An 11,848-nucleotide genomic window follows, 5' to 3' on the forward strand; every position below is an offset into this window, starting at 1 on the left:
CACACATCGCGTCACATGCATCAGAACCGTCATGCGCGGGCTCGACCCGCGCATCCATCAAGTTTCGTAAAAACGCTCTTTTCGCAGCATGATGGATCGCCGGGTCGAGCCCGGCGATGACGTCGGAGGGTGAGGCACGCTCTTTGCCGCACCATCCGATCTCTTCGACAAAACAAGATCTGAGCACCCCGTAGCGCCTGCGCGGTGTACGACGCCGCGTCCTCGCTACTCCGTCATCGCCATGGCGCGCAGCGCCATGCGCTCGCGGGCGGTGAGGCGCTCGGTCTCGCTCTTGAGCTGGCCGCAGGCGGCCGAGATGTCGCGGCCGCGCGGGGTCCTGACCGGCGACGAGTAGCCGGCGGCGAACACGTACTCGGAGAACTTCTCGATCTGCTCCCAGTCGGAGCATTCGTACCTAGTGCCGGGCCAGGGATTGAACGGGATCAGGTTGATCTTGGCCGGAATGCCCTTGACGAGCTTCACCAGCGCCTTGGCGTCGGCGAGCGAGTCGTTGACGCCCTTCAGCATCACGTATTCGAAGGTGATGCGCCTGGCATTGTTGAGGCCCGGATAGTTGCGGCAGGCCTCCATCAGTTGCGCGATCGGATATTTCTTGTTGAGCGGCACCAGCTCGTCGCGCACGGAGTCGCGCACCGCATGCAGCGACACCGCCAGCATGACGCCTATCTCGTCGCCGGCCCGCACGATGTTGGGCACCACGCCCGAGGTCGACAGCGTGATGCGGCGCTTGGAGATGCCGATCCCCTCGCCGTCGGCGGCCACCAGCAGCGCGTCGCGCACCGCCTCGAAATTGTAGAGCGGCTCGCCCATGCCCATCATGACGATGTTGCTGATGAAGCGGCCGCCGTCGGTCGGCACGATGCCGTCGGTCGGCGGTGTTCCGCCCGGCCATTCGCCCAGACGATCGCGGGCGACGAGAATCTGGCCGACGATCTCGCCGGCCGTCAGGTTGCGCACCAGGCGCTGCGTGCCGGTGTGGCAGAACGAGCAGGTGAGCGTGCAGCCGACCTGGCTGGAGACACACAATGTCCCGCGGTCGGTCTCGGGAATGTAGACGCACTCGACCTCGTGCGGATTTCCAGCCGTCCCGTCGCCCGGCAGGCGCAGCAGCCATTTGCGGGTGCCGTCGGACGACACCTGCTCGGCCACCACCTCGGGCCGCGCCAGGGTGAAATGCCGGTCCAGCTCGACGCGCAGATCCTTCGACATGGTCGTCATCACGTCGAAATTCTGGGCGCCGCGCACATAGATCCAGTGCCAGATCTGCTGGACCCGCATCTTGGTCTGGGCCGGCGGCACCCCGATGCCGATCAGCGCCTCTTTCAGCGCCGCCCGCGAAAAACCGACCAGCGACGGCTTATCTGGCGCCACATAGGCCTCGAGCGGCGTCTTCTCCAGCGGAGCAGGCGCGGGAGCGGCGGTGTCGAGCGAAACAGGTTCGGGCGAAGCGGTCATGGGTCTCTGCGGGCGGTGTCTTCGGGCATCGCCCGGCGCTTTTCGGGGGTGATCGGCTTTCGGGCCGCCCCGTTATGTAGGCGTTCGCGTCCCGGATGTCCAAGGAGGCCCGTCGCACCCGCCTCCGAGTCGCCGAGTGTGTAGGGCGCAATGAGCGCAGCGAATTGCGCCGCCGGGACGCCGGGCAAGCCGGCGCAATTCGCTGCGCTCATTGCGCCCTACGACGTTTCGGCGGCGTTAAGAGCCTGCGATTCCCGCAAGCTCCGCCATCGCGTCGTCGGGCAGCGTCAGGTAGGCGGCGGCGAGGTTTTCGTGCAGGTGGGCGAGCGACGACGTCCCGGGGATGAGCAGAATGTTTTCTGCGCGACGCAGGAGCCAGGCCAGCGCCACCTGCATGGGCGTCGCCCCGAGCCTTTCGGCGACCGCGTCCAGCACGGACGACTGCAACGGCGTGAAGCCGCCGAGCGGGAAGAACGGCACATAGGGAATGCCGTCGCGGGCGAGGTCGTCGATCAGGGCGTCGTCGGCGCGGTGGGCCACGTTGTACATGTTCTGCACGCAGGCGATCGGCACGATCTTTTGACCGTCGGCAACCTGCTTGGGCGTGACATTGCTCAGCCCGATATGGCGGATCAGCCCTTTTTCGCGCAGCTCCGCCAGCACTGTCAGCGGCGCCTCGAGCGAGCCCTCGGCCGGCCCGTGGACGTCGAGCATGCTGCGCAGGTTGACCACCTCCAGCACGTCGAGCCCGAGATTCTCGAGGTTGTCGTGCACGGCCTGGGTCAGCTCCGGCGGCGACATCGCCGGGATCCACGAGCCGTCCTTGCCGCGCCGGGCGCTGATCTTGGTGACGATGACGAGATCGTCCGAATAAGGGTGCAGCGCCTCGCGGATCAGCCGGTTGGTGACGTGCGGGCCGTAGAAATCGGAGGTGTCGATGTGGTTCACGCCGCTCGCCACCGCCTCGCGCAGCACGGCGCGGGCCGCGTCGGGATCCTTGGGCGGCCCGAACACGCCCGGCCCGGCGAGCTGCATGGCGCCGTAGCCGAGCCGCTTCACGCTGCGGTGGCCGAGCGCGTGGGTGCCGGACTGGTCGATGCGCGACATGGTCGATCTCCTTGTCAGACCGGCACAGCTACACGGTCGAGGAGCGTTCGAAAACTAGGACCGATCCGCACGGGCCGTGCGAAATTCCGAACAGTGCGAATCCGGAGCGTAGGGCGTCAATGAGCGCAGCGAATTGCGCCATCGGCACCCCGGCGCAATTCGCTTCGCTCATTGGCGCCCTACGACACGGCCGCTCCTACTCCGCCGCCACCCGGGCCGGCTTGGCGTGGGCCTCGACCAGGAAATCCATGGCGGCCTGGACGCCGCCCTTGCGGTGCGGGATGCCGGCGAGCGACAGCGTCATCTCGGCGCCGGCCAGCGCCGCCAGCACGGTGAGGTCGTTGGTGTCGCCGAGATGGCCGATGCGGAAGTATTTTCCGGCGTAAGGTCCGAAGCTGGCGCCGTAGGAGACGTTGAAGTGCTCCAGCGCCTGGGCGCGCAGCGCGTCGGCGTTGTGGCCCTCGGGCAGCAGCACGGCCGTGACGGTCGGCGAGTACGCCTTCGGGTCGCGGCACAGGATGTCCAGGCCCCAGGCCCGCACGGCCCGGCGGGTCGCCTCGGCCAGCCGCTCGTGGCGGGCGAACACCGCCTCCAGCCCCTCCTCGTGCAGCATGTCGATGGCGACGACCAGGCCCTGGATCATGTTGGTGGCCGGCGTGTAGGGGAAGAAGCCCTGCCGGTTCATGGTCAGCATGTCGTCCCAGGCGAAGAAGGATTTCGGCAGCTTCGCCGTCTTGCTCGCCGCCAGCGCCTTGTCGCTGACCGCGTTGAACGACATGCCGGGCGGCAGCATCAGGCCCTTCTGGGCGCCGCCGACCGTGACGTCGACGCCCCATTCGTCGTGGCGGTAGTCGACCGAAGCGAGCGACGAGATGGTGTCGACCATCAGCAGCGCCGGATGGCCGGCCGCGTCGATCGCCTTGCGCACCGCTGCGATGTCGGACAGGCAGCCCGTGGCGGTCTCGTTGTGGAGCACGCAGACGGCCTTGATGGCGTGCGCCTTGTCGTCCTTCAGGCGCGCCTCGACGGCGGCGGGATCGACGCCGACCCGCCAGTCGGTCGGGATCATCTCGGGGGTCAGCCCGAGCTTCTGCGCCATGTTGCGCCACTGGGCGGCGAACTGGCCGGTCTCGACCATCAGCACATGGTCGCCCGGCGACAGCGTGTTGACCAGCGCCGCCTCCCAGGCGCCCGTGCCGGTCGCCGTGTAGATGATCACCGGGTTGGTGGTCTTGAAGATCGTCTTGATGCCGTCGAGCGCGCGGCGCGCCAGCGCCGAAAACTCCGGGCCGCGATGATCGATCAGCGGCGTGTCCATGGCGCGCAGGATGCGATCGGGCACCGGGGTCGGGCCGGGAATGTGGAGGAAATGCCGTCCGGCGGCGCGCGAGGCATTCTTGGGCATCGGGGGTTCCCTGTCGGTGGCGTCTTCGGAACGAAGCGCCGCATGAAAACGTGTCGGCGCCGGATGGCCCGGCCGGAGCGCATTCGGTAGGCCGCGGCTTGCCGTTTTCAAGGACGAATGCGACAGTCCGTCAAGGTTCTTGGGCTGTTGCAGCGCAACCAGAACACGCCGCAACACGGCCTCGCGCCGCCTGCCTGACCCTCCAGCCCGCCGAAGAGTGCCGCATGCCCCGTCCCAACGCGTCCGGCCTGGAGCGCCGCCTCGCCGCCGAGAACCTGGGCGACGTCGCCTTCGACCGCTTCACCCGCGGCCGCTACGCCACCGATGCCTCGCACTATCAGAAATTCCCGGTCGGCGTGGTGGCGCCGCGCACCGCCGAGGACGCGGCCAAGGCCATCGCGATCGCGCGTGAAAACGGCGTCAGCGTGCTGGCGCGCGGCGGCGGCACCTCGCAGGCCGGCCAGACGGTCGGGGACTCGCTGGTCGTCGACTGCTCGAAGCATCTCACCCGGATCATCGATCTCGACGTCGCCGGATCCCGCTGCGTGGTCGAGCCCGGCCTGGTGCTCGACGAGCTGAACCGCAAGCTGAAGCCGCACGGCCTGTGGTTTCCGGTCGATGTCTCCACCGCGTCGCGGGCCACCATCGGCGGCATGACGGCCAACAATTCGTGTGGTGGCCGGTCGCTGCGCTACGGCAATACGCGAGAGAACGTGCTGGCGATCGACGCGCTGCTGGCCGACGGGACGCCGGCGCGGTTCGGCCGTGTCGCCGCGGACTTGTCCGATCTCCCGAAAACATCGCCGGTACGGCCGCTGGCCCAGGACCTGCTCGCGCTGGCCGCACGAGAGGCCGGCGAGATCGCGGCGCGGTTTCCGAAGGTGCAGCGGCGGGTCGGCGGCTATGACATCGATGCGCTGGTGCCGGGCACCAACGACCTCAACCTCGCTCATATTCTGGTCGGCTCCGAGGGCACGCTCGCCTTCTCGACCGCGATCGAGCTGAAGCTGTCGCCGCTGCTCGGCCGGCGCGTCGTCGGCGCCTGCCATTTCGGCGACTTTCGCGGCGCCATGGACGCGGCGCAGCACATCGTCCGGCTGATGCCGATGGCGGTCGAGCTGGTCGACGCCACCATGATCGGGCTCGCCCGTGACATCGCGATGTTTCGCCCGACCCTCGAGGCGGTGGTGCGCGGCACGCCTGCCGCCATCCTGCTGGTCGAGTTCGCAGAAGCGGAGCACGACGAGAATTTGTTCCGCCTCGCCCGCCTGCACGAGCTGATCGGCGACCTCGGCTTCGCCTGGGACAAGCCGGGGAAGACTTTCGGCGGCGTGGTCGACATCACCGACGCCGGGCTGCAGGCGGCCGTCACCGAGCTGCGCACCGCCGGGCTCAACATCATGATGTCGATGAAGGACGCGGGAAAGCCCGTCTCCTTCGTCGAGGACTGCGCCGTGCCGCTGGAGCACCTCGCCGACTACACGTCGCGACTGACCGAGGTGTTCCACAGGCACGGCACCACCGGCACCTGGTACGCGCATGCGTCGGTCGGCTGCCTGCATGTGCGGCCCGTGCTGAACCTGCGGCTGGAACAGGACCGCAAGGCGATGCGGGCGATCGCCGAGGAGGCCTTCGCGGTCGTGCGCGAGTACAAGGGCTCGCATTCGGGCGAGCACGGCGACGGCCTGGTGCGCTCGGAGTTTCACGAGGCGATGTTCGGCACGCGCCTGGTGCGCGCCTTCGAGACCGTGAAGGACCGCTTCGACCCGCAGGGCCTTTTCAATCCCGGCAAGATCGTGCGCGCTCGAAAATTCGACGACCGCGCCTGGTTCCGGTTCGGCGAGGGATACGGCGCGGCGCCGATGACGACGGCACTCGACTGGTCGGCGTATCCCGGCGCCGGCAGCGGTTTTCAGGGCGCCGTCGAGATGTGCAACAACAACGGCGCCTGCCGGTCGCTCGCCGGCGGCGTCATGTGCCCGAGCTTTCGCGCGACGCGGGACGAAAGAGACTCCACGAGAGGTCGCGCCAACACGTTGCGACTCGCCATCACGGGCCAGCTCGGGCCGGGTGCGCTGACATCCGATCAGATGATGGAGACGCTGACGCTGTGCGTCTCCTGCAAGGCGTGCCGGCGCGAATGCCCGACCGGCGTCGACATGGCCCGCATGAAGATCGAGGTTTTGCACGCTTGGACGCAGACGCACGGGCTGTCGCTGCAGGACCGCGTCACGGGCTGGCTGCCGCGGTACGCCCCCTATGCGGCGCGCGTGCCGTGGCTGATGAATCTTCGCGATCGCATTCCGGGGCTGGCGGCATTGTCTGAGAGTTTGCTCGGCTTCTCGGCACGGCGCCCGCTGCCGCGGTGGCGGAGTGATTATTTCAGGGACGACGAGGGCACCGTCTTTTCACCCTCCCCTGGAGGGGGAGGGTCGACGCGCGAAGCGCGGCGGGGTGGGGTGAAACCACACGCGCCGGCTTCGCCGTTCACCCCACCCCGGACGCGAGCTGCGCTCGCGCCCGACCCTCCCCCTCCAGGGGAGGGTGAAGGAAGACACGTCGTCCTGTTCGCCGACACGCTCAATCGCTGGTTCGAGCCCGACAATCTCCGGGCTGCTCGGACTGTGCTCGCCGCCGCGGGCTTTCGCGTCCATGTCGCGCGACCCGTCGACGGCGGACGCCCGCTGTGCTGCGGCCGCACGTTTCTCTCTGTCGGCCGCGTCGAGGAGGCGCGCCGCGAGGCGGAGCGCACGCTCGCCGCGCTCGCGCCCTATGTCGCGCGAAAAATCCCGGTGGTCGGGCTGGAGCCGAGCTGCCTCTTGACCTTCCGCGACGAGATTCCGGCTCTGGTGAACACCGATACCGCCCGCGCGGTGGCGCAGCAGGCGCTGCTGTTCGAGGAGTTTCTGGTCCGCGAGGCGGAGCGCGGCACGCTGGCGCTGCCACTGGCGCCGATCGCCGGCCGCGCATTTCTGCACGGGCATTGTCATCAGAAATCATTCGGCGCGATGGGCGACGTCGCCCGCGTGCTGCGGCTGATCCCGGATTTGTCGGTCGAGACGATCGAGTCGAGCTGCTGCGGCATGGCGGGCGGCTTCGGCTTTGCGGCCGAGACCATCGACGTGTCGCTCGCCATGGGCGAGCTGTCGCTGCTGCCGGCCGTGCGCGGCGCGCCCGACGACGCCCTGATCGTCGCCGACGGTGCCTCCTGCCGGCATCAGATTTCTGACGGCGCCGGGCGAAAAGCGCTTCACGTCGCCCGCGTGCTGGCGGCGAGCGTGAAGGCGGCACGCGAAACCCGCGCTGATCGGGCGACGTGATCAGGTGAAGGTTCGGGGCGCCGCCGACACCACCTGGCCGCCCGCGGTCGTCACCTTCAGCACGGCGAGGCCGCGCTGATTGGTGCCGTCGGCGCGGAAGCGAAACACGCCGTCGATGCCGGCGAAGCCGGACGGGTTGGTCAGCACCTCGTCGCTGATCCGCTGGCCGCCCTTGAGCAGCGCCGCAACCAGCGCGACGGCGTCGTAGGCGAGGGTCGCGGTGCGCACCGGGTCCTGCCCGTAGCGGCCGCGATAGCGCCCCGAGAAGGCGCGGAAGCCGGCCGAATCCGGCGCCGCGAACCAGCCGCCGTCGAGCGCCGCGTCGGAAAAGACGCGCGGGTCGTCCCACAGGCCGGTGCCGATGAGCTGCAGGCGCTTGGGGTCGACGCCGCCGGCCTGCAGGGCCTGCACGACCCGCGGCAGCGAATCGCCCGAGTCGGCGATGAACAGCGCGTCGGAGCGGCCGGCCGCCTCGGCGATCTGGCGCACCGGCCCCTGCAGACCTTCGGCCTTGTAGCGCTCCACCACGGTGACGCGGCCGCCCTTGCGCGACACCGCCTGCTTGAACGCCGCCTCGACGACGCTGCCATAGGGGTTGTCGGGCAGCAGCGCCGCGAAAGAGCGCTTGCCCTGCTGGGCCGCGTAATCGACGACCCGGTCGACGTCGGACTCGGGCAGAAAGCTCAGCAGATAGACACCGCGCGAGGCGACGTTCGAATCGGTCGAGAAGGCGATCACCGGCACGCGGCCGCGCGCCACCTGGGCGGCGGCGCCGACCGCATGGGCGAACAGCGGCCCGAGGATCACCACGGCGCCCTCGTCCAGCGCCTGCCGGGCGGCGCCCTGAGCGCCCTGGGCGGTGCCGCCGTCGTCCTTCACGTCGAGCAGGACGGCCGGGTTGTTGAACTCGGCGAGCGCCATCTCGGCGGCGTTCTTCATCGACTGGGCGGCGGCGCCGGCATTGCCGCCGGCCGACAGCGGCAGCAGCAGGCTCACCCGCGTCTGGCCGGGCGGGGTCGCCCCGGCCGGACCGCCGCCGGGGGCGGGAAGCGGCTCGCCGATCGGGGCCGAGGCCGTGGAGGGCGGCGGCGCATCGGGTCCCCCGCGCGAGCCGAGGCTGCCGAGGTCGACGCCCGTGCAGCCGGCCGCGAGCGCCGCCGCGCCGATCCCGAGAACCCGGACCACGACGCGACGGGTCGGGGCGCGACCGGTCGGATCGTCAGAGGCTGCCATGACCGAAACTCCCCCGCGGAAAGGCGGGCCAGAACACTATCGCGACCAACAGCGCCACAGCGCAATCGCCTGGTCAATCCTCAACGACGCGCCGGGAGCCCGGCCAGCCCTTCCGGTCCGGGCCGGGGCCGGCTAGAACGCCCGGATGAGCGACGACGCGCCAGAACCCGGCGACTCCGAGCCGGCGGAGCCGGATTTCGACACGACCGATCTCGACGCGGCCACGGTCGCGGACGCGGGCGAGCGCAGCTTCGTGCTGTTCGGCGCACCGCGGCGCTGCCCGCCGCTCGCCTCCGGCCTCCATGTGGTCGCGACCCCGATCGGCCATCTCGAGGACGTGTCGCTGCGGGCGCTGGCGACGCTGGCGGCCGCCGACCTGATCGCCTGCGAGGACACGCGGGTGACGCGGAAGCTGCTCGCCCGCTATGGCATCTCGCGCCCGCTCACCGCCTATCACGAGCACAACGCGACGGTCGCCCGGCCGAAGATTTTGGCCCGGCTCGCCGCCGGCGAGGCCGTCGCGCTGGTGTCGGACGCCGGCACGCCGCTGGTCTCCGATCCCGGCTTCCGCCTAGTGCGCGAGGCGCGCGAGGCCGGAGTTCCGGTGACGGCGGTGCCCGGCCCCTCCGCCGTGCTGACGGCGCTGACCATCGCCGGTCTGCCGACCGACCGCTTCTTCTTCGAAGGCTTCCTGCCGCCCCGCGAAGGTGCCCGCAGAAACCGGATCGGCGAGATTTCAAAGATCCCCGCCACCCTGGTGCTGTTCGAGACCGGGCCGCGGCTCGCCGACGCGCTGGCCGACCTCGCTGCCGGCCTGGGCCCGCGCGAGGCGGCGGTGTGCCGCGAACTGACCAAGCTGCACGAGGAAGTCCGGCGCGGCGACCTCGCCGGTCTCGCGGCGGCTTATGCCGCAGGGGCCGAGACCCGCGGCGAGGTCGTGCTGGTGATCGCCCCGCCCGCCGCGGAGGCCGCGACCGCGCCGGAGGAGATCGACGCCATGCTGGCGACGGCCCTGCGCGCGGCCTCGCTGAAGGATGCCGTGGCGACCGTCGTGGCCGCGACCGGAGCGCCGCGCCGCGACGTCTACCAGCGCGCGTTGGCGCTCGCCCGGGAGACGCCCGATGAGCCGTGACGACGGAACGCCGCCGCCTCCGCGCAAGCCCGTGCGCGCGGTGCCGAGCGGCGTCGGGCCGACCGGTTTGCAGGGCCGGCGAACGCTCAAAGGTCCGGGCGAAATCGGACAGCCGGCATCCGGCCCGTCGCCCAAGCCTGTCCCGACCGAAGCATCAGGCCAGCCGAACGGACAGCCGAAGCCGCCGCCGGCGCCGAAACGGCAAGCCGCGATGAAACTCGGCCTCTCGGCCGAGAGCCGGGCCGCTGCCTTCCTGATGGCGAAGGGCTACCGCATCATCGCCCGCCGCTACAAGACGCCGGTCGGCGAGATCGACATCGTGGCGCAGCGGCTCGGAACCGTGGTGTTCGTCGAGGTGAAGGCGCGCACGTCGTTGGACGCGGCGGCGGAGTCGATTTCGCTGCGCCAGCGCAGCCGCATCATCGACGCGGCACAATACTGGCTCGCGGCCCATCCGAAGACCGAAGGGCTGGCGTTGCGCTTCGACGCCATCCTGATCGCCCCCGGCTCGCTGCCGCGGCACCTGCCCGGCGCCTTCGACGCCAGCACGTGAGACCGCGGCCGCGCGCGGCCTCGGCCTCGTCATTTGCACCAGGAGCCTCCCGTGACGACCAAGACCTTCATTCAACCGGCCGGCATGGCGGAAGCGGTCGGCCCGTTCTCGCGGGCCGTCCTGGTCGGAGATCACCTCTACATTGCCGGCACGACGGCGCTGAGCCATGTCAGCGGCGACTATTACGAGCGCTACGTCCCGCCCGACATCGAGGCGCAGACGCGGCTCACGCTCGACAACATCCGGGCCTGCGTCGAGGCTGCCGGCGGCACCATGGAGGACGTCTTCAAGGTGGTGATCATGCTGAAGAACCCCGCCGACTACAAACGCATGAACGCGGTGCGGGCCGAGTACTTCAAGACGGATCCGCCGATCAGCACCTGCTTTCGCGCCGAGGTGATGCGCGACGACATCCTGGTCGAGATCGAGGCGGTCGCGCTGATCCGGCCGAAGGGCTGACCGGACCGGCGCGGTCGATCGGCGAATTTTCAGTCGCCGGGCTTGATGTTGCCGGCGCGGATCACCTCGGCGTATTTCGCTTCCTCGGTGTCCATGAAGCGGGCGAAATCGGCCGGCGCGGACCCGATCGGGTCGATGCCCTGCTCGATCAGCTTGGCCCGCACGTCGGGCTTTTGCAGCGCGTTCGTCACGGCGGCATGCCATTTGTCGATCACGGCCTGCGGCGTTCCGACCCGGGCCACCAGCCCATACCAGGACATCGAGACGTATCCCGGATAGCCGCTCTCGATCACGGTCGGAACGTCCGGCAACGAGACCGAGCGCTGCTCGCCCGCGAAGGCGACCGGCCGTGGCCTGCCGGCCTTGATGTTGCCGTCCATGTGGTCGGCGAGCATGAGGTCCACGTGATCGGCCAGGACGTCGGTCAGGGCGGGCGCGTTGCCCCGATAGGGCACATGCACCATCTGGACGCCGAGGCGGCGCAGCAGAATCTCGGTGCCGAGATGGCCCGAGGAGCCGTTTCCGAACGACGCAAAAGTCGCCGATCCACCCTTGCTCTTGATCCAGGTCACCAGTTCGCCGACATCCTTGGCCGGCACGTTCCGGCTGACCACCAGGACATGCGGCGAGGCGGCGACGAGGCTGACCGGCACGACCTGGGAGCGCTCGAACGGCTTGGCGGCGAGCAGCAGCGGCGTGATCAGGAAGCTCGCGGTGTTGAACATCAGCGTGTAGCCGTCCGCCGGCGCGTTCAACAGCGCCTGCGCGCCAATCACGGTGCCGCCGCCGGTGCGGTTCTCGACCGCGATGTTGGCCTGCCACTCCTCGGCGACCGCTTGGACGATGGTGCGGGCGACGATGTCGGTGCCGCCGCCGGCCGCCAGCGGCACGATGATGCGGATCGGGCGGCTCGGATAGGCATCCTCGGCAGGCGCGGGAGCCGGGACGGCGAGCACGGCCGCCGCGAGCAGCACGGTCAGAGGGCGCATGGAGTTCTCCGCTGGGGGCGGCCGACGCGACAGCCGCGCGGGGGTGAGACGGGACAGCGAGCGGCAGCAGGCTAACAGCCATTCCCGAGGGCTGGCTACCCAGCGCCGGTCGAGCCGGCCGCCGGGGGGCCGGCCCCACCGGACCGGCTTGTGCCGTCATGCGCAGAACAGGCG

The 11,848-nt window shown here is 69.9% G+C and carries 9 protein-coding genes; 4 read left to right on the forward strand and 5 right to left on the reverse strand.

From position 1 onward, the window contains the following. Window positions 1-225: 225 nt before the first annotated feature. From rlmN to HXX10_RS09740, 3 genes are all read right to left on the reverse strand, one after another. Window positions 226-1,476, reverse strand: coding sequence for a 23S rRNA (adenine(2503)-C(2))-methyltransferase RlmN (rlmN, locus tag HXX10_RS09730; RefSeq protein ID WP_296521978.1), 1,251 nt, complete (start codon window positions 1,474-1,476; stop codon window positions 226-228). Between the two features lie 237 nt (window positions 1,477-1,713). After that, window positions 1,714-2,583, reverse strand: coding sequence for an aldo/keto reductase family oxidoreductase (locus HXX10_RS09735; protein ID WP_296521979.1), 870 nt, complete (start codon window positions 2,581-2,583; stop codon window positions 1,714-1,716). Window positions 2,584-2,779: 196 nt separating this feature from the next. Then, window positions 2,780-3,988 (reverse strand): aminotransferase class V-fold PLP-dependent enzyme, encoded by a 1,209-nt coding sequence (locus HXX10_RS09740; protein WP_296521980.1) that lies wholly within the window; start codon window positions 3,986-3,988, stop codon window positions 2,780-2,782. Window positions 3,989-4,212: 224 nt separating this feature from the next. On the opposite strand from HXX10_RS09740, the gene HXX10_RS09745 reads away from it, so the two are divergent. Further along, the gene (locus HXX10_RS09745) at window positions 4,213-7,308 is read left to right on the forward strand and encodes an FAD-binding and (Fe-S)-binding domain-containing protein (RefSeq protein ID WP_296521981.1); all 3,096 of its coding nucleotides are present in this window, start codon (window positions 4,213-4,215) and stop codon (window positions 7,306-7,308) included. Here HXX10_RS09745 and HXX10_RS09750 read toward each other — a convergent pair whose 3' ends face one another. Continuing rightward, window positions 7,309-8,541: a penicillin-binding protein activator gene (locus HXX10_RS09750; protein ID WP_296521982.1), complete on the reverse strand. Its 1,233-nt coding sequence runs from the start codon at window positions 8,539-8,541 to the stop codon at window positions 7,309-7,311. It abuts the gene before it with no gap. 145 nt (window positions 8,542-8,686) lie between these two features. Here HXX10_RS09750 and rsmI point away from each other — a divergent pair, with 145 nt between their 5' ends. The 3 genes from rsmI (at window position 8,687) to HXX10_RS09765 (ending at window position 10,685) form a co-directional block, all read left to right on the forward strand. Beyond that, entirely contained in the window at window positions 8,687-9,673 is a 987-nt protein-coding gene (rsmI, locus tag HXX10_RS09755; RefSeq protein ID WP_296521983.1) for a 16S rRNA (cytidine(1402)-2'-O)-methyltransferase, read from the forward strand. 103 nt (window positions 9,674-9,776) lie between these two features. Next, the gene (locus HXX10_RS09760) at window positions 9,777-10,226 is read left to right on the forward strand and encodes a YraN family protein (RefSeq protein ID WP_296522055.1); all 450 of its coding nucleotides are present in this window, start codon (window positions 9,777-9,779) and stop codon (window positions 10,224-10,226) included. Window positions 10,227-10,277: 51 nt separating this feature from the next. Continuing rightward, on the forward strand, window positions 10,278-10,685 hold the full coding sequence (locus HXX10_RS09765; RefSeq protein ID WP_296521984.1) for a RidA family protein: 408 nt from the start codon (window positions 10,278-10,280) through the stop codon (window positions 10,683-10,685). Window positions 10,686-10,714: 29 nt separating this feature from the next. Here the strand turns inward: HXX10_RS09765 and HXX10_RS09770 are convergent, their stop codons facing one another. Then, window positions 10,715-11,674 (reverse strand): tripartite tricarboxylate transporter substrate binding protein, encoded by a 960-nt coding sequence (locus tag HXX10_RS09770; protein ID WP_296521985.1) that lies wholly within the window; start codon window positions 11,672-11,674, stop codon window positions 10,715-10,717. Between the last annotated feature and the right edge of the window lie 174 nt (window positions 11,675-11,848).

It is taken from the genome of Rhodoplanes sp. (genome assembly GCF_013377085.1).
In the GTDB taxonomy this organism is placed as follows: domain Bacteria; phylum Pseudomonadota; class Alphaproteobacteria; order Rhizobiales; family Xanthobacteraceae; genus Rhodoplanes.

Excerpts from the sequence above, each read along its gene's own strand:
- HXX10_RS09770 (WP_296521985.1), bottom strand. The coding sequence starts at position 11,674 with ATGCGCCCTCTGACCGTGCTGCTCGCGGCGGCCGTGCTCGCCGTCCCG.
- HXX10_RS09735 (WP_296521979.1), bottom strand. The coding sequence starts at position 2,583 with ATGTCGCGCATCGACCAGTCCGGCACCCACGCGCTCGGCCACCGCAGC.
- HXX10_RS09745 (WP_296521981.1), top strand. The coding sequence starts at position 4,213 with ATGCCCCGTCCCAACGCGTCCGGCCTGGAGCGCCGCCTCGCCGCCGAG.
- rsmI (WP_296521983.1), top strand. The coding sequence starts at position 8,687 with ATGAGCGACGACGCGCCAGAACCCGGCGACTCCGAGCCGGCGGAGCCG.
- rlmN (WP_296521978.1), bottom strand. The coding sequence starts at position 1,476 with ATGACCGCTTCGCCCGAACCTGTTTCGCTCGACACCGCCGCTCCCGCG.
- HXX10_RS09750 (WP_296521982.1), bottom strand. The coding sequence starts at position 8,541 with ATGGCAGCCTCTGACGATCCGACCGGTCGCGCCCCGACCCGTCGCGTC.
- HXX10_RS09740 (WP_296521980.1), bottom strand. The coding sequence starts at position 3,988 with ATGCCCAAGAATGCCTCGCGCGCCGCCGGACGGCATTTCCTCCACATT.